Source organism: Vibrio celticus (genome assembly GCF_024347335.1).
GTDB classification, from domain to species: Bacteria; Pseudomonadota; Gammaproteobacteria; order Enterobacterales; family Vibrionaceae; genus Vibrio; species Vibrio celticus.
Map to the genome: position 1 here is coordinate 37,742 of NZ_AP025463.1, position 25,450 is coordinate 63,191.

At 46.1% G+C, this 25,450-nt stretch carries 23 protein-coding genes; 10 read left to right on the forward strand and 13 right to left on the reverse strand.

Annotated elements, in window-relative coordinates:
* Both OCV19_RS00175 and thiH read left to right on the forward strand, forming a co-directional pair.
* On the forward strand, window positions 1–765 hold the full coding sequence (locus OCV19_RS00175; protein WP_065677097.1) for a thiazole synthase: 765 nt from the start codon (window positions 1–3) through the stop codon (window positions 763–765).
* A 7-nt stretch (window positions 766–772) separates the two neighbouring features.
* Window positions 773–1,885 (forward strand): 2-iminoacetate synthase ThiH, encoded by a 1,113-nt coding sequence (gene thiH, locus OCV19_RS00180; RefSeq protein ID WP_065677098.1) that lies wholly within the window; start codon window positions 773–775, stop codon window positions 1,883–1,885.
* 114 nt (window positions 1,886–1,999) lie between these two features.
* On the opposite strand, the gene OCV19_RS00185 is transcribed toward thiH, so the two are convergent.
* Both OCV19_RS00185 and OCV19_RS00190 read right to left on the reverse strand, forming a co-directional pair.
* Complete coding sequence (locus tag OCV19_RS00185) at window positions 2,000–3,790, reverse strand: aminopeptidase P family protein (RefSeq protein ID WP_065677099.1); 1,791 nt, start codon at window positions 3,788–3,790, stop codon at window positions 2,000–2,002.
* 122 nt (window positions 3,791–3,912) lie between these two features.
* A complete protein-coding gene (locus OCV19_RS00190; protein WP_012605070.1) occupies window positions 3,913–4,854 on the reverse strand; it encodes a LysR family transcriptional regulator in 942 nt (313 codons plus the stop codon).
* A 101-nt stretch (window positions 4,855–4,955) separates the two neighbouring features.
* Here OCV19_RS00190 and OCV19_RS00195 point away from each other — a divergent pair, with 101 nt between their 5' ends.
* The gene (locus OCV19_RS00195; protein ID WP_206377688.1) at window positions 4,956–6,155 is read left to right on the forward strand and encodes a multidrug effflux MFS transporter; all 1,200 of its coding nucleotides are present in this window, start codon (window positions 4,956–4,958) and stop codon (window positions 6,153–6,155) included.
* 102 nt (window positions 6,156–6,257) lie between these two features.
* Window positions 6,258–6,539, forward strand: a complete 282-nt coding sequence (gene tsrA, locus OCV19_RS00200; RefSeq protein ID WP_009848181.1) for an H-NS-like global regulator TsrA — start codon at window positions 6,258–6,260, stop codon at window positions 6,537–6,539.
* 66 nt (window positions 6,540–6,605) lie between these two features.
* Here tsrA and OCV19_RS00205 read toward each other — a convergent pair whose 3' ends face one another.
* The 4 genes from OCV19_RS00205 to OCV19_RS00220 form a co-directional block, all read right to left on the reverse strand.
* Window positions 6,606–7,064: a DoxX family protein gene (locus tag OCV19_RS00205; protein WP_055319886.1), complete on the reverse strand. Its 459-nt coding sequence runs from the start codon at window positions 7,062–7,064 to the stop codon at window positions 6,606–6,608.
* 1 nt (window position 7,065) lies between these two features.
* Window positions 7,066–7,833, reverse strand: coding sequence for an HvfC/BufC N-terminal domain-containing protein (locus OCV19_RS00210; RefSeq protein ID WP_065677101.1), 768 nt, complete (start codon window positions 7,831–7,833; stop codon window positions 7,066–7,068).
* The gene (gene bufB / locus OCV19_RS00215) at window positions 7,830–8,690 is read right to left on the reverse strand and encodes an MNIO family bufferin maturase (protein WP_065677102.1); all 861 of its coding nucleotides are present in this window, start codon (window positions 8,688–8,690) and stop codon (window positions 7,830–7,832) included. Before bufB ends, OCV19_RS00210 begins: the two co-directional genes overlap by 4 nt.
* A 64-nt stretch (window positions 8,691–8,754) precedes the next feature.
* Complete coding sequence (locus tag OCV19_RS00220; RefSeq protein ID WP_065677103.1) at window positions 8,755–9,015, reverse strand: BufA1 family periplasmic bufferin-type metallophore; 261 nt, start codon at window positions 9,013–9,015, stop codon at window positions 8,755–8,757.
* 263 nt (window positions 9,016–9,278) lie between these two features.
* Here OCV19_RS00220 and uvrD point away from each other — a divergent pair, with 263 nt between their 5' ends.
* Complete coding sequence (gene uvrD / locus OCV19_RS00225; RefSeq protein ID WP_065677104.1) at window positions 9,279–11,453, forward strand: DNA helicase II; 2,175 nt, start codon at window positions 9,279–9,281, stop codon at window positions 11,451–11,453.
* A gap of 170 nt (window positions 11,454–11,623) precedes the next feature.
* Here the strand turns inward: uvrD and tpx are convergent, their stop codons facing one another.
* From tpx to rarD, 5 genes are all read right to left on the reverse strand, one after another.
* A complete protein-coding gene (gene tpx, locus OCV19_RS00230; RefSeq protein ID WP_048613238.1) occupies window positions 11,624–12,121 on the reverse strand; it encodes a thiol peroxidase in 498 nt (165 codons plus the stop codon).
* 782 nt (window positions 12,122–12,903) lie between these two features.
* Window positions 12,904–14,661 (reverse strand): gamma-glutamyltransferase, encoded by a 1,758-nt coding sequence (gene ggt / locus OCV19_RS00235; RefSeq protein ID WP_065677105.1) that lies wholly within the window; start codon window positions 14,659–14,661, stop codon window positions 12,904–12,906.
* 91 nt (window positions 14,662–14,752) lie between these two features.
* Window positions 14,753–15,415, reverse strand: a complete 663-nt coding sequence (locus tag OCV19_RS00240) for a LysE family translocator (RefSeq protein ID WP_017061328.1) — start codon at window positions 15,413–15,415, stop codon at window positions 14,753–14,755.
* A gap of 97 nt (window positions 15,416–15,512) precedes the next feature.
* Window positions 15,513–16,307 (reverse strand): helix-turn-helix transcriptional regulator, encoded by a 795-nt coding sequence (locus tag OCV19_RS00245; protein ID WP_065677106.1) that lies wholly within the window; start codon window positions 16,305–16,307, stop codon window positions 15,513–15,515.
* Between the two features lie 86 nt (window positions 16,308–16,393).
* Window positions 16,394–17,302 (reverse strand): EamA family transporter RarD, encoded by a 909-nt coding sequence (rarD, locus tag OCV19_RS00250; protein WP_065677107.1) that lies wholly within the window; start codon window positions 17,300–17,302, stop codon window positions 16,394–16,396.
* Window positions 17,303–17,481: 179 nt separating this feature from the next.
* Between rarD and recQ the strand changes: the two genes are divergently transcribed.
* From recQ to OCV19_RS00265, 3 genes are all read left to right on the forward strand, one after another.
* Window positions 17,482–19,320 carry an ATP-dependent DNA helicase RecQ gene (recQ, locus tag OCV19_RS00255; RefSeq protein WP_065677108.1) on the forward strand — a complete coding sequence of 613 codons (1,839 nt, stop codon included), beginning with the start codon at window positions 17,482–17,484 and terminating at the stop codon, window positions 19,318–19,320.
* A 49-nt stretch (window positions 19,321–19,369) separates the two neighbouring features.
* Window positions 19,370–19,681, forward strand: a complete 312-nt coding sequence (locus tag OCV19_RS00260) for a DUF3630 family protein (protein ID WP_065677109.1) — start codon at window positions 19,370–19,372, stop codon at window positions 19,679–19,681.
* Between the two features lie 271 nt (window positions 19,682–19,952).
* Window positions 19,953–20,624: a 7-cyano-7-deazaguanine/7-aminomethyl-7-deazaguanine transporter gene (locus OCV19_RS00265; protein WP_017061333.1), complete on the forward strand. Its 672-nt coding sequence runs from the start codon at window positions 19,953–19,955 to the stop codon at window positions 20,622–20,624.
* Between the two features lie 101 nt (window positions 20,625–20,725).
* Here the strand turns inward: OCV19_RS00265 and gppA are convergent, their stop codons facing one another.
* Both gppA and rhlB read right to left on the reverse strand, forming a co-directional pair.
* Window positions 20,726–22,219, reverse strand: coding sequence for a guanosine-5'-triphosphate,3'-diphosphate diphosphatase (gppA, locus tag OCV19_RS00270; protein ID WP_065677110.1), 1,494 nt, complete (start codon window positions 22,217–22,219; stop codon window positions 20,726–20,728).
* 6 nt (window positions 22,220–22,225) lie between these two features.
* Complete coding sequence (rhlB, locus tag OCV19_RS00275) at window positions 22,226–23,536, reverse strand: ATP-dependent RNA helicase RhlB (protein ID WP_048610414.1); 1,311 nt, start codon at window positions 23,534–23,536, stop codon at window positions 22,226–22,228.
* A gap of 111 nt (window positions 23,537–23,647) precedes the next feature.
* Here rhlB and trxA point away from each other — a divergent pair, with 111 nt between their 5' ends.
* Both trxA and rho read left to right on the forward strand, forming a co-directional pair.
* Complete coding sequence (gene trxA / locus OCV19_RS00280; RefSeq protein ID WP_010440700.1) at window positions 23,648–23,974, forward strand: thioredoxin TrxA; 327 nt, start codon at window positions 23,648–23,650, stop codon at window positions 23,972–23,974.
* Window positions 23,975–24,174: 200 nt separating this feature from the next.
* The gene (rho, locus tag OCV19_RS00285; RefSeq protein ID WP_017062978.1) at window positions 24,175–25,434 is read left to right on the forward strand and encodes a transcription termination factor Rho; all 1,260 of its coding nucleotides are present in this window, start codon (window positions 24,175–24,177) and stop codon (window positions 25,432–25,434) included.
* The last annotated feature ends 16 nt before the right edge of the window (window positions 25,435–25,450 follow it).

Below are 25,450 nucleotides of genomic sequence, written 5' to 3' on the forward strand. Positions count from 1 at the left end.
ATGTTAACTATCGCAGATAAAACGTTTCAATCACGACTCTTCACTGGAACGGGTAAGTTCGCGAATAAGTACTTGATGGCGAGCGCTATCGAAGCTTCCGGTTCTCAACTGGCAACCATGGCGTTGAAAAGAGTTGATATTCGCTCTGAGCAAGATGATATTTTACAGCCGATCATTGATGCTGGCGTGAACTTATTACCAAATACCTCTGGGGCTAAGAACGCGAAGGATGCCATCTTTGCTGCGCACTTGGCTCGCGAAGCGCTAGGCACAAATTGGCTCAAACTGGAAATTCACCCAGATCCAAAGTATTTGATGCCAGACCCAATTGAGACATTAAAAGCGGCTGAGCAACTGGTTAAAGATGGCTTTGTTGTGTTGCCTTACTGTCATGCTGACCCTGTGTTGTGTAAACGATTGGAAGAGGTGGGTTGTGCTGCGGTTATGCCGTTAGGTGCGCCGATTGGGTCGAACAAAGGTATTGCTTCAGCAGACTTCTTAGAGATTATTATCGACCAAGCGAACGTCCCTGTGATTGTTGACGCTGGTATTGGTGCGCCATCTCATGCTGCTCGTGCAATGGAAATGGGCGCGGATGCCGTGTTAGTTAATACTGCGATTGCGGCTTCTCAACAACCCGTTGATATGGCGATTGCTTTTAAACTGGCAGTTGAAGCTGGCCGTATGGCTTACCTTTCTGGTCTCGCTGGTCAGGTGTCTCACGCGGTTGCTTCTAGTCCGCTAACTTCATTTCTAGACGAGTAGTGTCCCTATGACGTTTGTTGATCGATTTAAACAGCTCAACTGGGATGACATTGGTATGTCTATCTTCAGTAAAACGGCGGCGGATGTTGAGCGTGCTCTGAGTAAACCTAAACGCGACTTGGATGACTTTAAGGCTCTTATCTCTCCGGCAGCAGAACCTTACTTAGAGCAGATGGCGCAACAATCATTGGCACTAACACGCAAGCGATTCGGCAATACAATGTCGTTGTATATTCCATTGTACCTCTCAAACTTATGTGCGAATGCGTGCACGTATTGTGGTTTCTCAATGGAGAACCGCATTAAGCGTCGTACACTTACTTTGGATGAAATCGATGCTGAAAGTGCCGCTATCAAAAAGATGAAGTTTGATAGTGTACTGTTGGTGACTGGTGAACATGAAACCAAGGTCGGGATGAAGTACTTCCGTGAAGTGCTACCGAATATTAAGGCACAATTTAACTATCTTGCGATGGAAGTGCAGCCGCTTGATCAAGATGACTACGCAGAGCTTAAAACTCTCGGCTTAGATGCAGTGATGGTTTACCAAGAAACGTATAGCCCAAGTACCTACGCGGAACACCACTTGCGTGGCAATAAAATGGATTTTGAATACCGGCTTGAAACGCCCGATCGTTTGGCAAAAGCGGGTATTGATAAGATAGGTATTGGCGCTTTGATTGGCTTGGAAGATTGGCGTACCGACTGCTTCTTCGTGGCCGCTCACTTAGACTATCTTGAGCGTACCTATTGGCAAACACGTTACTCGATTTCATTCCCACGTCTTCGTCCGTGTGAGGGTGGTTTGCAGCCTAAATCTATTATGAGTGATAAACAGTTGGTTCAACTTATCTGTGCCTATCGCTTATTAAACCCTGAGGTTGAATTGTCTCTCTCGACTCGTGAGTCTGCAGCTTTCCGCGACAATGTGTTGCCATTGGGAATCACCAGTATGTCGGCTGCGTCTAAAACCCAGCCTGGTGGTTATGCTTCTGATGAAGAAGAACTCGAGCAATTTGAAATAAGTGATGAGCGAAGTGCTGCTGATGTTGAGTCAATGATTCGTCAACGTGGTTTTGATCCTGTGTGGCGAGACTGGCACAGTGCTTACTCTGGTTAGCGAACACATAGATTGATGTTCCACGTGAAACATCGACGAAGTTAAATCGACAAATAAAAACGGCTACCCTAAGGTAGCCGTTTTTCATTTCATTAAGTTTGAATTAGCTAAGCATTAAGCATGAGCAAGTGGAGTGGTTGATTGGCGTAGCCATTCCAACGTATCACCTTCAACTAATGGGCTAACATCGTTCCATACTTTCTGGTGGTAATCGTTTAGCCATGCAAGCTCAGGTCGTGTCAGTAGATCGACGTTGATGTTGCGCTTATCAATAGGGCAACGTGTTAGCGATTCAAACGTTAGTACTGAGAAGTCACCTTGAGTAGGAAGCTCAACGACCAATTCTAGGTTCTCGATGCGGATACCAAACTCATCAGCACGGTAGTAACCCGGCTCGTTTGATAACACCATACCTTCAACAAGAGGTACGTCGATAAGCTTCTTAGAGATACTTTGCGGACCTTCATGAACACTTAGGAAGTGACCAACACCGTGACCAGTACCGTGGTCATAGTCGAAGCCTTCGGCCCACAAGTGCTGACGCGCTAGGATATCAAGTTGGAAACCACGAGTACCCTGTGGGAAACGCGCACGTGCAATGCCGATGTGACCTTTAAGTGCCAATGTGAACTGCTGGATCATCTCGTCGCTTGGCTGGCCAATCGCGATAGTACGAGTGATGTCGGTTGTACCATCTAAGTATTGACCGCCTGAATCGACTAGGTACAGAGTATTCAGTTCTAGCTGACCTGGTTCAGGTTGGTTCTCATGGTTGTAGTGACACATAGCTGCGTTTCCGCCTGCTGCAGAAATGGTGTCAAAACTTAGGTCCATCAGCGTTGGGTCTTGCTCGCGGAACGATTGTACTTTGTCTGCTAGTACCGCTTCGTTGTGCAGGTTACCTTTCGCGACTTCTGCATCAATCCACGATAGGAATTTCGCCATCGCAACGCCATCTCGAATGTGACACGCTTTCATACCTGAAATTTCCGTTGCGTTTTTAGCTGCTTTTGGCATTAGGCATGGGTCTGCTGCTTCAATGATATGAGCACCAGCGTTTTGTAGAACAAGTGTGTACCAAGCGTTGCTTGTGCCTGAATCAACTGACACATTCTTACCTTCTAAAGATTGAAGACGTGCTTCAAGTTCAGATGGGTGAGAAACACGAATACCATTACCAACGTGCGCTTCAAAGCCTGCAGGGATACGATCTGGGTCTAAGAAGAAATCGACGCTTTCATCGGCGTGAATGATGGCATTAGACAATACAACCGGTAGGCGAGACACGTCCAAACCGCGAACGTTGAGTAACCAGCAAATAGAGTCTAGTTCAGTAAGGATAGCGGCATCCGCACCTTTGGCTTTTAGCAGGCCTGCAATTTCAGCACGTTTGCTTTCACTTGATTGACCAACGGCGTCGGTCGCCATTAGGCGAACATCAGATACAACAGGTGTAGGGCGATCAGACCAAAGCTCATCAATCGGGTTTGCTGTTAATGTTGTGAGTTCTACTTTATCAGCCAGTTTAGCTTGTGCGCCTTTCAACCAAGCCGCTGTGTGCATGCGTGGGTCGAAAGCAACTTTACTGCCTTGTGCTAGTGAATTGATGATCCAATCTAAAGCCGGCTCTTCAATAAGGTGGCGATACTCAAATAACTCTGCTGGTACCTGCTTGCGAACCTGAACGGTATAGCGACCATCAACAAAAATAGCAGCGTTTTCACGAGTGATAACCGCTGCACCTGCAGAGCCAGTGAAACCAGCTAACCAGTGAAGTCGCTCGTTATGAGCTGGAACGTATTCGCCTAGGTACTCATCTTCGTGTGGGATGATAACCGCATCTAGTTGGTTTGCTTCAAGCCAAGCTCGAACCGCAGTAACGCGTTCCGCAGTGATATTGTGCATCTGTGTTTATCCTTATTGTTAGGGTCCTTGTTAACACTCACAGTAGATATACATGTGAGGGGACTTATTAGGTCAATAAGCTAGCGCTTTTGTTCGTTTGCTGCAAACGCTGTACGCCATTTTTATCTAAGGTGCAGAGTTTTTTCTTTGATGATATCTCGCAACCAAGTTAACGCTGGGTCATTTTCTCTATCACGGTGCCAAAACAGAGTGTAAGCCATCGGCGGAAATTCCATTGGTAGAGGGACAACGACTAAGTCGAGCTGCTTGGCAACAAGGTAGGTGAAGTGACTTGGTGCCGTAAACACGAAGTCAGTGTAGGTGCACAAGCTAGCCGCACTATTGAAGTCAGGAACAGAAATAGCGATATCACGTTGGTGACCAAGGTCGGCAAGTTTGTAGTCGAGTAACCAACGATCGTTACCGTCACACCTTACTTGTACATGACGCTGTGCAAGGTAGGTTTCCAGATCCCATTTGCCACTCAGAGCAGGGTGGTTGCGTCTTAGCACACACATCTGTGCATCTCGGTAGATCTCTTGTTCGCAAATATCATCTGGCGGCAGCATGGTTAAACGTGCATCGTTGATGTCGATGTCTTTACCCGTGAGTCCGATATCGAGTTCACCAAGCTGCAATTTTTTGAAGGTTTGCTCTGTCCAAGCATGGGTGTTGATATTCACCTTAGGGGCTTGTCGAAAGATTGCAGGTAAGAAGTGAGGAAGAATCAACGGGTAGACACTTTCAACTGCTGCAATGTGAAAACTGTGGTCACTGTTATTGGGAATGAACGTCTCTGGTTGGGTGAGCACATCAAGTTGGTTGATCAGCGTTTCTAATCTAGGTTTGAGAAAGACTGCCTTTGGTGTTGGTCGCAGACCATGAGCACTTCGCGTAAAAAGGGGGTCATTAAATTGCTCACGAAGTTTGGCCAATGACTTACTCACTGCTGACTGGCTAAGGCATAATCGATGCGCAGTGCGAGTAACACTCAGCTCTTCCATCAGTACTTGTAAGCAAACTAATAGATTTAGGTCGAGGCGCGATAGTTTCTCGATATTCATGTGAGTTTCCTATTTGGAATAATGCTAATGAGTATATGCCATTTTTGTTCATATCTTTAGTTGGTTATTATGCACCTAAATTAACTCATCCGGAGAATCTTGTGCCTTCTAACGCGCTTCCAACCCCTAGTAAACTGCAGGTTGCTTTATTGGCAATGCTGGTTCTATTTAGCCCTTTGGCTATTGATATCTACCTACCAGCTCTGCCACAAATTTCGACAGCGTTTCACGTGGAACATGCACTAGCACAAGATACGATTACTTGGTTTTTATTTGCCATGGGTGTCGGCCAACTGTTTGCTGGCCCTTTGGCTGATAAGTTAGGACGTCGAACCGTTGCATTGGGAGGTGTTAGTATCTATGCATTGAGTGCTTGCTTGGCGTGGGCAGCTCAATCGATTGATATGATGCTAATAGCTCGGCTGCTACAAGGCTTAGGAGCTTGTGCGACTTCTGTAGCTGCCTTTGCAACGGTTCGCGATCTATTTGGCCCAGAGAAAAGTGGCCGAATGATCAGCTACCTCAATGGTGCGATCTGTTTTATCCCTGCATTGGCACCAATTCTTGGTGCTTGGTTAACGCATCAATTTGGCTGGCGCTCGAACTTCAGCTTTATGGCTGGCTTCGCGGTAGTCGTTGGCAGCATCTTATTCTTCCAAATGAAAGAGTCTAACCCGGCGACAGAGAAGGTTGCTGTGTTCAAGCTTGAGCGATACTGGTCAGTATTGAAAACACCATCATTCCTTTTCCACGCAACCTTGTGTCTGATGGCGATGGCGGTCATCCTCGCTTATGTAACCTCTGCACCAGTTGTGTTGATGGAAAACCTAGGCCTGACCATGAAAGAGTTTACTTTCTGGTTTGGTGTTAATGCGGCCATCAACATTGCAGCTGCGTTTACTGCACCTAAATTTATGGACCGTTTTGGTACTTACAAGGCATTGGTTGTTGGTATCTCGACGCTGGGCTTAGCGGGTGTGATTATGTTGGTGCTTGCTGAGCACGCGACTCCAATCGCGTTTATGCTACCGATCTTCTTATCGTCGGTTGGCTTTGCTTGGATTCTTGGTGCTGCGGCAGGTAAAGCTCTAGAACCTTTCGGTGACCGTGCGGGTACAGCTGCTGCGCTGCTTGGCTTATTCCAAATGAGCGGTTCAGGACTTCTTGTGGGTACCATGCAACGTCTTGATTTAACGTCGCAAGTGATGATCGCGTTGCAAATGTTCCTGATTGTTCCTGCATTACTAGTGCTTGCGAGCAAGGCGGGTAAGTCTTGGCACGCAACGTTTGCTAAGGCATAAGTTACAAGGGTGACAAAATATACAAATGGCGGTTTGCGAAACGTTAAAACATGGTATATTTGTCACTCATTGAAACGTTAGTCCCCAACGGAAAATACTGTAATGTCATTAACAACCTACGAAATGGCGCGCGTCTTAGAACAAATGGAAGATGCACCTGAAAAGGTCATGTTTGGTAAACTGCTTAAAGAGCTAGGCAACCAAAGTGAAGAGCGTATTCGCAGTGCGGCAAAACAAGTTCCAATCGATACTTTGCGAGATATCATTTACCAATTTCAGCGAGTGGTAGAGTCTCGTAAGGGAGAGCAGGTTCAGCTACTCGCAAAAGAGCTAGCCGAGCAAGGTATCTCTGCTGAAGAGCTACAAGCTTTTCTAAATAAATAAGCTGACGCCAGTTAAAAAAAACCACTCAATTGAGTGGTTTTTTGCGTTTTGAATCTGCGGCGAAGACTAGTTGCTAAATTGTTTCTTCAAGATTCTATCAAGTGAAAATGGTCCGGCTCCCCATACCACAACGATAAGAATCATTAATCCCCACAACTGATGATCATAGAAACCTTGTTCCCACAGCACCGGGTAAGACACGACAGCTATGATGTTGAACACGAACAGCACTGCGGCCATCGGTCGTGTTAATAAACCGAGTGCTAAAAACACTGGCAGAATTAACTCAGCGGCAGTACCCATGTAAGCTGCTAATTCCCAAGGTAGCAGTGGTACTTGGTATTCCAACTCAAACAAGTAAAGAGTGCTATCCCAAGTTGCTATTTTGGTTAACCCAGAATTAAAGAAGACCCACGCCACCCATAGGCGGCAAAACAGAAGTAGGACAGGAACAAAAAGTGCCTGTGATTTCTCAATCAAACTGTCGTATTGAGCCATCATGTTTGTGACTGTGTTGTTATCCATATTATGTCTCCAATTCGGCATTGATTGAAAAGCCTGAGATGACGTTAAGCGCCATGACAGTATTCAGATGTTGTAGTAATGAAGGGTCTATCGCTGCGAGCATTTGGCCTGATTGAAATTCGCATAGTAGTTGATGGCATACTTCACTAAAGTGATGACTCTCAATCTGAGAATTCTCCGCTCGAATTAACACCCCAAATTCAGGTTGGTTGATGTCTAACCCATCGAGTTGTTGCTGATAGATAGCGTGTTCAAGCGCGATAATCGTATAGTTAGAATTAATGAGCGTTATTGAATCTTTGAGATGAAAGACTAAAGCGCCTTGTTGCTCTGGTGGCACATCAGCTAAACCAGCAAGAGGGTGTTGGTCGACTTTCGATTCTGAAACGCACCTCATCAAGCTGTCTTTTTGCCATTCATACAAAGCCACTTCACCAAGATAAGGTGCAGCCTCAATAACGGCAGGAAAGGCTTGGATGGTTTGTTCAAAGTGTTCTCCGTAACCGCTGACATCACCAGAGGTTGATGGATAACTTAAGACATGTTGACGAGCCATTTGTTGGAAGCACTCTTCGCCGACTAACATCTCGGTGAGTGGATAGGTCGCTGCAAGTACTTCGCTCAAGCTAATCACAAAGTTATTACGGTAAATCTGGATTCGTTGCTCATCAGTAAAATGGTCGCTCACTATGTCGCAATGCTCACCACTGTTTTGGTAGCGTAGGGCGTTCGCAAACTCTGATTGAACATCTGCTAGGGAGTGGCTCATGATGCGCGACTCCTGTGGTTGAACTTGTCGTGTTGATACAAGCACTCACTGGCTTTAGCAGCCTCAGCTAATAAGATTTGTGGTTCAGGGATATCTAAATCCCACTCTATCAAGGTATGGCGCGAACCGTATTGCTGTATCCATTGGGTGTAAAGTTGCCACACTTCATTACAGACAGGTTTACTGTGGGTGTCTATCCAGATCTCGCCTTGTTCGAGTTTCTTCTTAGTGAAACCTGCCAAGTGAATCTCTTCCACTTTGTCTGCCGGTATTCCACTGAGATACTCTTCACAGCTGAAACCATGATTAAAAGATGAGACAAAAATATTATTGAAATCGAGCAGTAGGCGACACTCAGTGCGCTTCTGTACCTCGGCTAAAAACTCCCACTCTGGGATGGTTGAATGCTTGAAGGCAAGGTAGCTCGATGGGTTCTCAATCAGCATAGGGCGTTGCAGGCTGTCTTGTACCTCGATGACATTGCGACAGAAGACCTCTAGCGCTTCTTCGGTATAAGGCAGCGGTAACAAGTCATTGAAGTAATGACCGCCTGTCTGACTCCAACTGAGATGATCAGAAACCAAGAAGGGTTCGATATCATCAATGAGCTCTTTTAATTGCTTAAGATGATGTTGGTTGATGCGCTCAACAGAACCGAGAGACAACCCAACACCGTGACAACTGATGTTGTGTGCGTGACGAATTTCTCTGAGTTGTTGGCGCTGTGGTGATTGAGCTAAGAAGTAGTTCTCGCTGTGAACTTCTAACCAACTTACTAAGGCTGGATTTTGGCTAAAGAAGTCCAAGTGCGGTGTTCTAAGGCCAACCCCTGCGTTGGGGTGAAGAGTTTGAGTCACAACGATTCTCCTAACAAGAAGTGGAGGTGAGCTGAGTGTCAGCTCACCATACTAAGCAGCTCAATTATGATGATTGAGTGTTACCACCTGATAATTTGCCACATAGCCCTTTAGGTACGACTATGAATGCATCGGATTGGTTGTCTTCTTTTGCTGTACCCGCACATGAGCTTGTTTTAGTTGCACAATCATTTTGGCCAGCTTTTGCCACGCCGTAGCATTTTTCTTTTGCTGCTGCTTCCGCAGGTGCTGATGTAAGAACTGCACCGCCGAACGCTAGTACACTTGTGATTGCAGCTGTAACAGCAAGATTAGAATTTTTCATAGTCATTCCCTCTAGGACTTAATAGTATTTTGATATCGCAGGTTAATGGATTGTTAACTTGCTTACTAAAAAGGATAGGAACAACCGGGAAATAATTTCACGGCATTATAAAAAACATTAATATTAATGATGTTTTATTGTTTAACTTGTTGAATTTATGATGTTAATTTTGATTGTTTTTTCTTCTTATTATCCTAAACGCAGCCTAGTGTTTAGGTTATAATCAACTTTTATGTATAAATACCCAGTAGTGAGCATATCCAATGATAGATCCTTCGCTTTTACTCGATGGCCTAAACGATAAACAACGTGAGGCGGTCGCGGCACCTTTAGAAAACCTACTTATTCTGGCAGGTGCTGGCAGTGGTAAAACGCGAGTGTTGGTGCATCGTATCGCTTGGTTGCAAAGTGTAGAGCAAGCATCACCGTTCTCTATTATGTCGGTTACCTTCACCAACAAAGCGGCAGCAGAGATGCGTGGTCGTATTGAAGAGTTGATGATGGGCAGCTCGTCAGGTATGTGGAACGGCACCTTCCACGGTATCTGTCATCGTATTCTTCGTGCTCACTACCTAGATGCAAAACTGCCAGAAGACTTCCAGATCATTGACTCAGATGATCAGATTCGCTTACTACGTCGCTTAATCAAGGCGCAAAACCTTGATGAAAAGCAGTGGCCAGCCAAGCAAGCTTCTTGGTGGATCAATGGCAAGAAAGACGAAGGGCTGCGCCCAAGTCACATTGACGCCTACCATGATCCAATAACTCAAACGTGGTTAAAGATTTACTCTGCTTACCAAGAGGCATGTGATCGTGCTGGCTTGGTCGACTTTGCTGAGATCTTGTTGAGATCGCATGAACTATTGCGCGATAAGAAACACATCCGCGAGCACTACCAAGCTCGTTTCAAGCACATTCTTGTCGACGAATTTCAAGATACCAACAACATCCAATACGCTTGGTTACGTATGATGGCAGGCCCGGATTGCCGTGTGATGATCGTGGGTGATGATGACCAATCTATCTATGGTTGGCGTGGTGCGAAGATCGAAAATATTCAGAAGTTCTTGGATGAATTCCCAGGTGCTTCGACGGTTCGACTTGAACAAAACTACCGTTCAACCAAAACCATTCTGCAGGCGTCGAACGAGCTTATCTCGAACAACACCGAACGTATGGGTAAAGAGCTGTGGACTGATGGCAACGATGGCGAGCCAATCTCTGTGTACTCGGCTTATAACGAGCTAGATGAAGCGCGTTTCACGGTTAGCAAAATCAAAGAGTGGCAAGAGAAAGGCGGTGCGTTAGAAGATACCGCGATGCTTTATCGTAATAACGCCCAATCTCGTGTTCTTGAAGAAGCTTTGATCCAAGGTGGTCTCCCTTACCGAATCTACGGCGGCATGCGATTCTTCGAGCGTCAAGAAATCAGAGACGCCTTGAGCTACATGCGCTTAATGAGCAACCGCAGTAATGATGCGGCGTTTGAACGTGTGGTTAATACGCCAACGCGTGGCTTGGGTGATAAAACGTTAGAAACGATTCGTCTTGCAGCGCGTGATCGTGGTGCAACCATGTGGGAAGCCAGTGTTGCTTTGATAGAAGAGCAAGTGCTACCCAGTCGTGCTGCGGGTGCATTAAGTCGCTTTATCGAGCTGATTAATGCGCTTGAAGATGACACGTTGGAACTTAGCCTACACGAACAAACCGACCACGTGATTAAATCGTCGGGTCTGTTTGCGATGTACGAGCAAGAGAAGGGTGAGAAGTCGAAGGCACGTATTGAGAACTTGGAAGAATTGGTAACGGCAACGCGTCAGTTTGAAAAGCCAGAAGAAGCGGATGAGATGAGCATGCTTACTGCTTTCTTGACTCATGCAGCGTTAGAGGCGGGTGAAGGTCAGGCTGATGAGTTTGATGACGCGGTTCAGCTAATGACTCTGCACAGTGCCAAAGGCCTAGAGTTCCCAATGGTATTCATGGTGGGTGTCGAAGAAGGCATGTTCCCAAGCCAGATGTCAGCAGAAGAAGCTGGGCGCTTGGAAGAAGAGCGTCGTCTGTGTTATGTGGGCATGACTCGTGCGATGGAGAAGCTGTACATCACCTACGCTGAGATGCGTCGTTTGTACGGACAAGACAAATACCACAAACCGTCACGCTTTATTCGTGAGCTGCCCGAGACCTGTCTGGATGAAGTACGTATGAAGGCACAAGTGAGCCGTCCTGCAAGCAGCGGTCGCTTTAGCCAAACTGCCGTGAAAGAGAATTTCAACGAAACGGGCTTTAGCTTGGGCTCTCGCGTTAAGCACCCTAAGTTTGGTGAAGGTACCATCATCAACTTCGAGGGAAGTGGCCCGCAGAGCCGAGTTCAAGTCGCGTTTAATGGTGAAGGCATCAAGTGGTTAGTGACGGCTTACGCGCGTTTAGAACAGCTTTAATCCGTTACTTCAGTATCTAGAAAGCCGTTTGGTCTTTAAAAATCGTTCAGCATTTAAAAGTAATCCGCATTAAAAACAGAAAGAGCAGCCAATGGCTGCTCTTTTTATTGCTCGGAACCAGTCTAAATAGGTTGAATCGAGCTTAAGGCATTTCTGCCCAGAAAGAACACTTACAGTGCTGCAAGTGCCGCTTCGTAGTTTGGTTCTTCAGTGATCTCTGCAACCAACTCGCTGTGTGTTACCACACCTTTTTCATCAACAACCACAACTGCACGTGTAGTTAGGCCTGATAGTGGGCCTTCAGCAATCGCTACGCCGTAGTCTGATGCGAACGCAGGAGAACGGAAAGTTGAAGCGTGTTGAACGCCTTCAATGCCTTCTAATTCGCAGAAGCGACCCGCAGCAAACGGTAGGTCAGCAGAAATACAAACCACAACCGTGTTTTCAAGCTCAGCCGCTTTTGCGTTGAACGTACGTACGCTCGTTGCACAAGTTGCTGTGTCGATGCTTGGGAAGATGTTTAGAACCACTTTCTTGCCTTCAAGAGAAGCAAGAGTCAGTTCAGAAAGATCGCCTGCAGCAAGTGCAAAGCTTGGTGCTTGTTCGCCAGTTTGTGGGAATGTGCCTGTTAGCGGTACAGCAGCGCCTTTGAAGGTAACGTGTGACATGAATTGTCCTTAGTTTAATTATGGTTATGAGACTAGTTGAGCCTAGTTCGACTTACGTTACTCTGAAGTGGTTAAGAAGTGAATGCTTTAAATGTCAGAATTGTAATCAAAGGTCTTTGATTTATTTGCTGAGAAGGGAATAAATGAAACGGCAGATAAAGAAAAACCCCGAGAGCTTGCGCTCATCGGGGTCTATAGTCTTACTCGCAGCAATCCGGCTACTAAGTGTGCTCCATGCATCAAATCCATGATAGTGTGCTGTTATCCTTCAGCGTATTCCTTTCGTCGCCTTCCTAGCGGTGTCCTTGATCTTATCCTGATCTGCCAACAATCCTCGTTAGCGCGCGTCACTTGTTCCTTGAGCGGTGTCCTTTACATCATCCTGATGTTCAGTCCTTTCCTCGTCCAGAGGCGTCCATTGTCTTTCCTTAGTAGCAACCATCCTAGTTACTATTGCGTCCATTCAATGTCCATTTCGCTATCCATGCCGATTATTCATCCTGAGTAATCGAATCTTCATCCTGAAGATAACCAAGTCCTTGGCGTTTCCTGTTCCGTGTCAGCATCCTTCCGACACCATTCATATTACCGATTCCTTATTTATCAGCAATGGTGCATAAGCGAATTTCTATATAATTATTTGAATGATAAACGTACGTATTGTTTATTTTCAGTTAGTTATGGCATCTTAGTGCTTGATTTCGCAGTTAAATATCGATATTTACTCACTGCCTTGTGAGAGATCTCGCACAAGACAGGGAGTAAAAAGGGAGTCTTTTCCCTTATTGGCCGATAGCTGCACCTTCACGACGAGGGTCTGCAGCGCCTTCTAAACCATCTTTTGTGATGCGAATAGCGTGTAAACCCGAGTTTAGATCGCGAACGTTGACCTCAAATCCCATCTTTTCTAGCTCAGGTTTGAAGTTTTCCGCCGATGTTCCTTTTTCCAAATCTAAGGTTCCGAAACGGTTTAGGAAGTGTGGTTGGTTGATCGCTTGCTGAATATCCATGTCCCATTGAGTATGAGCAATGATCGCTTGTGCGACATAACCGATGATACGGCTGCCACCCGGAGAGCCAATCGCCATGTAAGGTTTATCATCTTGCATGATGATGGTCGGTGCCATAGAAGAGCGCGGACGCTTACCCGGTTCAAGTCGGTTGGCGATAGGTTTGCCATCATTGTGGGTCTTGAATGAGAAATCCGTCAGTTCGTTGTTGAGTAGGAAACCTCTAACCATCAAACGTGAACCAAAGGCATTCTCGATGGTGGTGGTCATCGATACGACATTGCCATCACTATCGACAATGTTGAAGTGGCTGGTGGATGGCAACTCAATAGAAACATCTTGGCTTCTCTGCATTGCGTGATCCCACGGTGGGGTGCCTGAAGGTGCGCTGTCTAATGCCTTACCTGCGGTAATTAACTGAGCACGCTCCTGCAAATAGTCAGTATTCACTAACCCTTGGGTTGGCATAGGCACATAATCTTGATCTGCCATGTACATACCACGGTCTGCAAAGGCTAAGCGAGAAGCGTCTGCTAACACTTGCCAAGATTTTGCGTCGTTTGGCCCCCATGATTTGAGGTCAAACTGCTCAGTCATTGCAAGGATTTGTCCAACCGTTAACGCACCAGAGCTTGGTGGCCCCATTCCGCAAATATCGTAGTTTTCATAAGCAGAACAAACCGGTTCGCGCTGCTTAATTGAATACGCGTCGAAATCTTTCTGCGCTAATACGCCAGGGTTACCTTTGGCTGTTTGCACAGTATTAATGATGTCGGCAGAGATCTCACCTTGATAGAAGGCCTTAGCACCGTTCTTCGAGATAGCGTTTAACGTTGCCGCGTATTCTGGGTTCTTAAGTTGAGTACCCGCTGTTTTCGGGCTGCCATCGGCATTGAAGAAGTAAGCCTTAGTTGTGGCAAATCGGCTTAGTCGCTCTTGGTCATTCTCAATCAAGGTGGCTAAACGTGGACTGATGGTGAAACCTTCCTCAGCCAACTGAGCGATAGGTTTAATCAGTGATGCCCATTCTAGCTTGCCGTATTTCTGGTGAGTGTCCCACAGCAATTGCACCGTGCCCGGCGTGGCAACAGAACGACCGCCAACCACGGCATCATAGAATTTAAGCGGTTGTCCGTTTTCGTCTTGGAATAGACGTGGTGTGGCATCAAGCGGCGCAGTTTCACGGCCATCGTAGGTCTTGAGCTGTTTGTATTTACCATCAAAATAGACAAGGAACGCGCCGCCACCAATACCCGATGACTGAGGTTCCACTAAACCAAGCATAAGCTGCACGGCAACCATGGCGTCAATTGCGTTACCACCACGAGCAAGTACATCGGCGCCAGCTTGTGTGGCAAGAGGGTTGGCTGCGGTGACCATCCAATCGTTGGCTTTAACTAGTTGTTTGGTTTCTAAACCACTACTTTGTTCGGGTGCGACGGAATCGGCAGCTTGATTTGCCCAACTGACGTGAGAGGCAAAAAGTAGGGTAGAAGTGGCGAGGGTTGTTAGTTTTGTTTTCCACTGCATGATCTTCTCCTTTTAATATGCAGAGCTAGATTGGCAGTGGAAAGATTAGATAGCCAGTGCGTTGTTAACGAATTGTAATCTTGATTCGAATTTAAGCGATTAAACCGGACAGCGACTGCCAAAGAATACTCGCGCCAATCAGGCTGAATACCACGCCACATAAGCCATCGATGTATACCGTTGCTTCGCTAAGTTTCTTCTGTAGAGCCTTAGTCGAAAGCATCCACGCCAGTAGTGAAAACCAAAACAGAGACAGACCAAACAGGATAATAAGCGCAAAGCCTTTACCTGATAGAGACATGTCGGCAGGCACTAAGCTCGACATCAAGCTGATAAAGAACACCAAAGCCTTTGGGTTAAGAATATTGGTCGCAAACCCTTTCGAAAATGCCTGACGTTTGTTGGTCAAAATCAGATCTTTGGCATTGACGGTATCGTCGTCATCGTCGTGGTTCTGAATGATTTGCCAGGTTGCTTTAAGGGCACCGTAGCCTAAGTAGAGCAAGTAGCTACCGCCAGCCAATTGGATAATGGCAAATAGGGTTGGTTGCTGGTGGACTAGGTAACTGATTCCCGTCAGGCTCAGTAACGAATGCAGTAAGATCCCGCAAGATAAACCAAGCGCAATGTACAAGCCTGTTTGTCTGCCGTGGCGTGTCGCATTTTGCACGACTAACGCAAAGTCTGGGCCGGGGCTCATCAAAGCGATGAAATGGATAGAGGCGAGGGTGATCAGTATGGTGACTTCGTTCATGTCAGTTCTCAATAACGTTGCCGCTATTTTAAATAAGTAATCGTATTGAGCGTAGCTTACCGCGATTTGAAATCGAGCAATTGTAAATTATCAACACTTAGTTGATTTGTGAGGGGGGTACGCCGAATGTGGTTTTGAATGCCTTGGAGAAGTGTGCTTGATCATAGAAGCCCACTTGGTGCGCGACCTTGGTACCACATATCCCAGACTTAATCAGACGCATGCTCTGTTCCATACGTAAACGGCTCAGCCATGCATAAGGGGTAATGCCCATTTTGTTCTTAAAGTGACGTTGAAATTGTGTTGTGGTGAGATCGCATAGTTCAGACAGCTGCTCTAGGCGCACTGGTTGGTCGAGGTTTGCCATCAAATAGTCTTTTAGCGTGTTAACCGATTGAGTACCAAGCTGTACTTGAGTTTTCGATCCAAACTGAGCGTAACGATCGACGATCGTCGAGAATCCCTCGAATGGTAGGCAATCTTGAGCGAGTTGGCTGATGTCTTGATTGATTAACAGACCGTGCAAGTTGCGTAATTGTAAAAATGCAGCTTGATCGGAGAGGATCAACTCAGAAAAGCCCAATGTGTGACCATTTTGCTTGGGATCGGCAAGATCTTGAAACCATTGGGGAGAAACTGCAAACACACTGACTTGATAACCTGAATCGAGTTTGGAGTGCCCATCATGCAGCTCATCAGGTGGCATGATAACAACTTGGCCTGCACCGACATGGTGGCTCGTCCCTTTGTAGGCGAACTTTTGCTGCCCTTGGGTAATTAAGCCGATGTGAAAGTCCAAATGATAGTGGCGTTGAAAGGCAAACTCTTGGTATTGAGCTTGGATCAGGCTGATATCTTCTGTTGGGGTAGAGTAGTAGTGGACTTTATCCATGGTACAAAAAAGCTTGGTCAAATAGTCATCAATTCAACCAAGCTTATCTGCGTATTAAGGGATTGTCTTGTAAAAAACGATCAATATCACTGTTTCGCCAGTTTGTTCTTCTTGTTGTTACGCAGGCCATCAAAGCTGAAAATAACCAGTGCCCCCCATATGAAAGCAAAGGTGATCGCTTTATCTGAGGTAAAGGCTTCACCGTAAATCAGAACCGCCAGTAAGAACATCAAGCTTGGGCCTATGTACTGGAAGAAACCGAGTGTCGATAGCTTCAATCGAGTTGCAGCGCCAGTAAAACACAGCAGTGGAATGGTTGTAATAACACCTGCAGCAACCAGTAATAGGTTGAGTTGCATTGGGTTCATCGATAAGTCTGAAGTTGGGCTATCGGCAATAAACAGTAAGTAGGTAGCTGCGAGAGGTAGCATCACCAGAGTTTCAATGAACAACCCTGTTTGCGCTTCTAAGCTAACTTTTTTACGCAGCAAACCATAAAAACCAAAGCTAAAGGCTAGAGCAATGGCGACGATTGGCACTGAACCGAAGGCAATTAATTGGATTAATACGCCAATCGCAGCCAGAGCCACAGCAAACCATTGCAGCTTACGCAAGCGTTCGCCTAGGAAGAGCATACCGAGCAACACGTTAATCAGCGGGTTGATGTAATACCCTAAACTGGCATCAAGCATGTGATTGGAGTTGACCGCCCAGATAAAGATCAGCCAGTTGGCACCCACTAAAGTGGAGGTCGCCACTAAATAGAGCATTTTTGGTTTTGAGGTCAGGGTGTCACGGACTTTACGCCAGCTGCGGCCAATGTGCAGTAAGAAAGCGAGTAGGAAAAAAGACCATACTACACGGTGGCTGAGGATCTCTAACGGGGAAACGTCACTTAAAGATTTGAAATATATAGGGGCGATACCCCACATTGTGTAGGCACCGACGGCAAGCAAAACTCCTTGGCGCGTACGTTGTTGTTCTTCCTGTGTCATGCATCTTTCTCTAGCACTGAGTGCTTATTAATAAGATTTATAAGAGAGTTGGTCAGTATAGGAGCGATAACCCTTTTCACCTAACAATTTGCGGTTTAATTCGCCAGCGTTCCCCTCTACAATGTGCGACTTGCTTGCCGAAGATGCTTGCTGATTTAATACCTCGATTAGGAACCACAATGACCGCCACTCTGATTGCTGAGCAAATACCAACTCCCGCGAATGATGCGCAAACCATCTTACAAGATGTGTTTGGCTATCAAAGCTTTCGCGATGGTCAGCAAGAGGTCATTGATTTGGCCGTTGAAGGCAAAGACAGCTTGGTGATTATGCCAACCGGTGGTGGTAAATCTCTGTGTTACCAAATTCCGGCTTTGGTTCGTGAAGGGCTGACTCTGGTTATCTCGCCGCTGATCTCGTTGATGAAAGACCAAGTCGATCAACTGAAGGCCAATGGTGTTGCCGCTGAGTGTATTAACTCTTCAATGCCACGTGACCAATTGCTGAATGTGTTCAATCGCATGAACTCAGGTCAGCTGAAAATGGTGTATGTGTCGCCAGAGCGCGTGTTGATGCGTGACTTTATCGAGCGTCTTCAAGGTTTACCGCTTTCAATGATTGCAGTCGATGAAGCGCACTGTATCTCTCAATGGGGTCACGACTTCCGCCCTGAATACGCATCATTAGGTCAGCTTAAACAGTATTTTCCACATGTGCCTTACATGGCGCTCACAGCAACCGCTGATGATGCGACGCGCAAAGATATTATCTCGCGCCTACAGCTCCTAGATCCGCACACTTACTTAGGCAGCTTTGATCGCCCTAATATTCGCTACAACTTGGTTGAGAAGCACAAACCCGTGTCACAGGTGGTTCGTTACCTAGAAACACAAAAGGGCAATTGTGGCATCATCTACTGTGGTAGCCGTAAGAAAGTGGAGATGGTGACCGAGAAGCTATGCAATAACGGTATTCGCGCCGCGGGTTATCACGCTGGTATGGACACCGATGAGCGTGCTTACGTTCAAGAAGCCTTCCAACGCGATGATATTCAGATCGTGGTCGCGACTGTTGCCTTCGGTATGGGCATCAACAAACCCAACGTACGCTTTGTGGTGCACTTTGATATCCCACGCAATATCGAGTCTTACTATCAAGAGACTGGCCGTGCAGGTCGTGATGGTTTACCTGCTGAAGCGATGATGCTGTTTGACCCGGCCGATATGGGTTGGCTGCGTCGTATGCTGGATGAGAAAGAAGAAGGCCCGCAAAAACAGGTTGAGATGCACAAGTTGAACGCGATGAGTGCTTTTGCCGAAGCGCAAACGTGTCGTCGTCAGGTTCTGCTTAACTACTTTGGTGAGTATCGTGAGAAGCAATGTGGCAACTGCGATATCTGCCTCGATCCACCTAAGCATTTTGATGCGACCCAAGAAGCGCAAAAGGCGTTGTCTTGTGTGTACCGCGTGAATCAGTCGTTTGGTATGGGCTACGTGGTCGAAGTGATGCGTGGTATGCAGAACATCCGTGTCCGCGATAATGGTCACGATAAGCTGTCTACCTACGGTATTGGCCGCGACCATAGCCACGATTACTGGATCAGTATCTTCCGTCAGCTGATTCATAAAGGTTTGTTGTTCCAAAACATCACTCGTAACTCGACATTACAGCTAACAGAAGAAGCCCGCCCGTTACTGCGCGGTGAGATGTCTTTGGAGTTGGCTGTTCCTCGTTTAGATACCGCGGTGCGTAATGCGAAGTCCGATAAACTGAGCAGTAAGAACTACGATAAGAAGCTGTTTGCGAAACTGCGAAAGCTGCGTAAGTCGATTGCAGATGTAGATGGCTTACCACCATACGTGGTATTCAGTGACGCGACCTTGATTGATATGGCTGAAATACTGCCTACCTCATACGGTGAGATGCTGGCAGTCAACGGTGTTGGTCAACGTAAACTCGATAAGTACGCAGACCCATTCCTAGATCTGATTCAAGAACACATCACCACACACGGCTAGTTTGCAAGAAACGTCTAACTAATAGAAAAAGAATAAGGTTAATAGGGACATGACAACACAAACAGAATTTGGCTTAAGAGAGTATTTGGCTGAGGAAGGGCGTTTATTGATTACGTCTCCAAGTTTTGATTTTGATTCTTATGAAGTGCTAGGTAAAAAGCTGGTGGCGTTGCTGTCAGCGTCAGTTGTTGAAAAGCAATGGGACGCCGATATGCATTCTTGGTTGATTGATTTTGAAGATTGTCGAATGTTCTTAAAGTCTGAACATTACAGTGAATCAATCTGGTTTGAGTCGTTGAACGCAGAAGAGAGCCGAGAAGAGTTTGATTATCTCGCGGCGCTTTTTAAGCGCGGTTTTTAACTTTTAGCATGGCTTCTGAAACGTAGCTTCTAAACTTAGCTTTTAAACATAGTTTCTAACGCTATTCACCAATAAAAGTGAGAATAAACGTTTGCGTTTGTTCTCACCGTTGCAGCCAATATTGATTAATGTATAATCGCCCGCCGCTCAACAGAGCAATTTTTAGATACATTTTTTAATTCACATTATTGGTAAGAGCTTTCTTGGATTATTCGAAGAAATGACTCGATTTGGGTTCCCTCACCCCCAAACCAAACTAAAAAGGTACAGCATGAGTAACTTTACCCCTGCGCAACAGCGCAAAGCCCTAGCACTATTAGTTTTGTTCCATTTGGTGATTATTGCGTCAAGCAACTATCTGGTTCAGCTACCTTTTACCGTCTTCGGTATGCACACCACTTGGGGTGCTTTCACTTTCCCGTTTATCTTCCTAGCGACCGATCTGACCGTACGCATTTTTGGCGCGCAGCTTGCCCGTAAAATCATTTTCTTAGTGATGTTACCAGCGCTGGCCGTTTCTTATTTCTTGTCAGTGGTGTTCTTTGAAGGTTCATTCCAAGGCTTTAGCCAATTAGGTGAGTTCAACTTGTTTGTTGCTCGTATCGCCGCGGCGAGCTTCATGGCTTATTTACTGGGTCAGATCTTAGATGTGCATGTTTTCAACCGTCTGCGTCAGCTTAAACAGTGGTGGGTTGCCCCAACATGTTCAACGCTATTCGGTAATGCCATTGATACCATCGCTTTCTTTGCGATTGCTTTCTATCAAAGCCCAGATCCATTTATGGCCGAGCATTGGACTGAGATTGCTTTAGTCGATTACGGATTCAAACTTATCATCAGCCTAGGCTTGTTCGTGCCTATGTACGGCGTGCTTCTTAACTACATTGTTAGAAAGCTAACCGCAGTGAACCCTGACTTTAAAGCGACAGGCGTGAACGCTTAAGTTTGAGATTTGTAACACAAAGCATTAATGCAGCGATAAGAAAAAGCCCAAGTTAGTCTACTAACTTGGGCTTTTTTAATTTCTAGCGTCAGATACTAATATCAGAGGCATTTAATATTCAATGGCCAGCCAATATCGGTTTGTCTATTCGACTCGATCTCTAGCTCAGCAGCGGTCAGCGGGTTGTCTGCTAGCCATTGCTTAGAAAGCGCTAAGGTCAAGTTGTTACCATCGGTTGCAAGCTTAAACTCAGGCTCTAGCGCTGGATTGCGACGGTGAGTCAACAAAATAGCCAAACGCAGAATACGTAAGATACGCTTGCTGCTGGTGCCTGAGATAGCGTGTTGCTCTGGTAATGAAGTTAACTGCTCACGGTAGCGACGAGTTAACTCACCCAAGTAGTGCTTTTGCGCTCGAGTAAAGCCAGGCAGGTCTAAGTTCTGCAGCAGGTAAGCGCTGTGCTCACCACCTTTTTTGAAATCGATGGTTAAACCAATCTCGTGAAGCTTAGCTGCCGTTTGCAATAGCACACCAGCTTGAGGTTCTGAAACCCACGCTTCGGCACCTGCTTGGTCTAGCAGCGTTTGTGCGACTACTGCTACTTGTTCACCGTAGCTTACGTCCATCTGGTAGCGTGATTGAACACTCTTAATGGTACGTGCACGAATATCTTCTTGGCGCAGCTCATCAACCATCTCGTAGGCTAGGCCTTCGCGGAGTGCACCGCCTGCGAGTGTCATTGAATCTATTTCAAGCAACTCAAAAATAGCAATAAGAATAGAAAGGCCACTCGGGAACACTAATGCGCGTTCAAGGGTAAGTCCTTCGATTTCTAGCTCTTCCAAGCGCTCAGTAATCATCGCTTGTTTCTGTAGACGCTTAAGTTTGGCATGAGTAATCACTTCATCCATGCCTTGCGCCAACATGATCTCTTGCAGTGCTTGAACGGTACCGCTTGCGCCCACACACACATCCCATCCGATATCAGTGTAGCTATCTAGGATAGGAGCCAACGTTGACTTCGCCGCTTCAATGGCGTTGTTAAAGTTGGTTGCGGTTAATTGGCGATCTTTAAAGTGGCGCTCAAGCCAAGTCACACAGCCCATCTTCAGGCTGGTTAGTGCTTTCGCTGAGAAGCCTTCACCAATGATCATCTCGGTGCTTGCGCCACCAATATCAACAACCAGTCGGCGGCCGCTGCCACCAGAAGTGTGTGCTACGCCTTTATAGATAGTCGCAGCTTCTTCTTCACCGGAGATAACATTGATGTCGTAACCAAGGATCTGGTTCGCTTTCTCTAGAAATATATCCACATTGATAGCAGTACGTAGGGTCGCTGTACCGACAATGCGGATATTTTCTTTTGGAATATCTTGCAGTCGCTCTGCAAAGAGACTCAAACAGTCCCAACCGCGCTGCATGGCTTCTGTACTAAGCGCATTATTTTCATCTAAGCCTGCAGCTAAACGCACTTTGCGCTTAATTTTAGCCATGGTTTGTACGCTGCCATCGATATGACGCACAACGAGCATATGAAAACTGTTCGACCCGAGGTCGATTGCAGCGTAAAGCGGGGGTGACACTGTTTGACTCATAAGCGACTAAGCTTCCTTGTTATGACGCGGTTGGCGTGGGCGACGGTTCTGGTTTGGTTTACGGTTACCGTTGCGTGGGCCATTGTTGTTTGAGCGACGTTGTTGCGGGTTACGTGTACGTAAGCGCAATGGTGCTGGTAGATCTTCTAGCAGTGCAGAAGCATCGTAGTCAGACACAGGAATAGCGTGCTCAATGTATTCTTCGATTGGTGGCAAGTTGATTGCGTAATCTTCACAAGCAAAGCTGATCGAGTGACCACTTGCACCAGCACGACCGGTACGGCCGATACGGTGAACGTAATCTTCACAGTCATCAGGTAGGTCGAAGTTGAATACGTGTGTTACTTGAGGAATGTGTAGACCACGTGCTGCAACGTCGGTTGCGACAAGCAGGTCAACATCACCTTTAGTGAATTGCTCAAGAATCTTTTCACGTTTCTTCTGAGGAACATCGCCAGTTAGCAGGCCAACACGGTGACCATCTGCAGCTAGGTGACCCCAAACAGACTCACATTTATGCTTAGTGTTAGCGAAGATGATAGCGCGCTCTGGCCACTCTTCTTCAACTAGAGTCTGCAGCAGTGCCATTTTGTGTTCGTTTGATGGGTAGAACAGCTCTTCCTGAATACGGTGACCTGTTTTACGCTCTGGCTCAACAACAACATGCTCTGGGTTGTGCATGTGTTCGAACGCTAGCTCTTGTACGCGGTAAGACAATGTCGCAGAGAACAGCATGTTCAGGCGATCTTTTGGCTCAGGCATACGGCGGAACAAGAAGCGGATGTCTTTGATGAAACCAAGATCGAACATGCGATCAGCTTCGTCAAGAACAACAGCTTGAATGTGGTTAAGGTTAAATACCTTCTGCTTGTAGAAATCGATGATGCGGCCAGTCGTACCAATTAAGATATCTGCGCCTTCTTCGATTTTACCTAGTTGCTTGTCGTAGCTTTCGCCACCGTAAGCAAGTGCTGCCTTGATACCTGTGCTTTCAACCAGAGAGTCAGCATCGTTGTAGATCTGAATCGCGAGTTCACGCGTTGGTGCCATAATAATCGCACGCGGCTGGTTAGGCTTACGCCCTTCATGCTCAGGTGTTTTTAGCAGGTGGTTAAAAGTAGCAGTAAGAAACGCAAGCGTTTTACCAGTACCCGTTTGGGCCTGGCCTGCAATGTCTTGGCCGGTGAGCAGTACCGGGAGCGCCAAGGCTTGGATAGGGGTACAATAATCGAACCCTTTTTTCTCCAATCCTTCAATGACTTGCGGAAGTAAATCCAAGTCGGCGAACTTTTGCTCTGTGATATGCGTCTTTTTCATTGCTATAGAATATCAGCTTAAGCTTGCAATACGAAAGTAAATACATTCCAATAGGGCATCTATTTACTGGTTATCATCCAACCAGTTCTAAAAAATACATTGGAGTGGAAGATGAGTGATAAGATTTTGCAGCTAACTGATGACGGTTTTGATAACGATGTAATCAATGCTGCAGGCCCTGTTCTTGTTGATTTTTGGGCAGAATGGTGTGGTCCATGTAAAATGATTGCGCCGATTCTTGATGAAATCGCAGACGAGTACGAAGGCAAGCTCACAATCGGTAAATTAAATATCGACCAAAATGCTGGTACTCCACCAAAGTTTGGTATTCGCGGTATTCCAACGCTACTTCTTTTCAAAGATGGCGGCGTAGCAGCGACTAAAGTTGGTGCATTATCTAAAACTCAACTTAAAGAGTTCTTAGACGCTAACCTATAATCAGGTCAGCATTTGAAAAGAAACCGTGCAGTTAACAAATGCGCGGTTTTGTTTTTTCTAAGCTATGGACTAGTCTTAGTTTTAGTGCTAATTTATCGCACGTTAATTGAACGAATTTCTCTTCTTGGTCGATCCTGTGACCAAATCCTTCTTAACTTAAGAAAACAGATCCTATTTTGACTAAACAAACTTCCACCACTATGAATCTTACTGAACTGAAGAACAGACCTGTGTCTGAGCTTGTTAAACTTAGCGAAAGCTTAGGTCTTGAAAATCAAGCTCGCCTAAGAAAACAAGACATTATCTTCTCCATCCTTAAAGCGCATGCAAAAAGTGGTGAAGACATCTTTGGTGATGGTGTTCTAGAAATTCTTCAAGACGGTTTTGGTTTCCTACGTAGCGCCGACAGTTCATACCTGGCTGGCCCAGATGATATCTACGTATCACCAAGCCAAATTCGTCGTTTTAACCTACGTACAGGTGACTCTATTGGCGGTAAAATCCGTCCACCTAAAGACGGTGAGCGTTACTTTGCACTGCTTAAAGTAAACACGGTTAACTACGACAAGCCAGACAACGCTCGTAACAAGATTCTTTTCGAAAACCTTACTCCTCTTCACGCTAACGAACGTATGGTGATGGAAGCGGGTAATGGTGCGACTGAAGATATTACGGCTCGTATTCTTGACCTTGCATCTCCAATTGGTAAAGGTCAGCGTGGTCTGATTGTTGCTCCGCCTAAAGCGGGTAAGACAATGCTTCTGCAAAACATTGCTCAAAGCATTGCACGTAACCATCCTGAGTGTGAACTAATGGTTCTACTTATCGATGAGCGTCCAGAAGAAGTAACAGAAATGCAGCGTCTAGTTAAAGGCGAAGTAGTTGCTTCAACATTCGATGAGCCAGCATCTCGCCACGTACAAGTTGCAGAAATGGTTATCGAGAAAGCGAAGCGCCTTGTTGAACACAAGAAAGACGTAGTTATCCTACTGGATTCTATTACTCGCCTAGCTCGTGCTTACAACACTGTGATTCCTTCATCAGGTAAAGTTCTTACTGGTGGTGTTGATGCGAATGCTCTACATCGTCCAAAGCGTTTCTTCGGTGCGGCACGTAACGTAGAAGAAGGCGGTAGCTTGACTATCATCGCAACAGCACTGGTTGATACTGGTTCTAAGATGGATGAAGTTATCTACGAAGAATTCAAAGGTACAGGTAATATGGAACTGCACCTTAACCGTAAGATTGCTGAAAAACGCGTATTCCCAGCGATTGATTTCAACCGCTCTGGTACTCGTCGTGAAGAGCTTCTTACCAAGAACGATGAACTACAGAAGATGTGGATCCTGCGTAAGATTGTTCACCCAATGGGCGAAATTGACGCAATGGAATTCCTTATCGACAAGCTAGCAATGACGAAAACGAACGATGAGTTCTTTGACGCAATGCGTCGTCAGTAATATTGATTAGCTGATC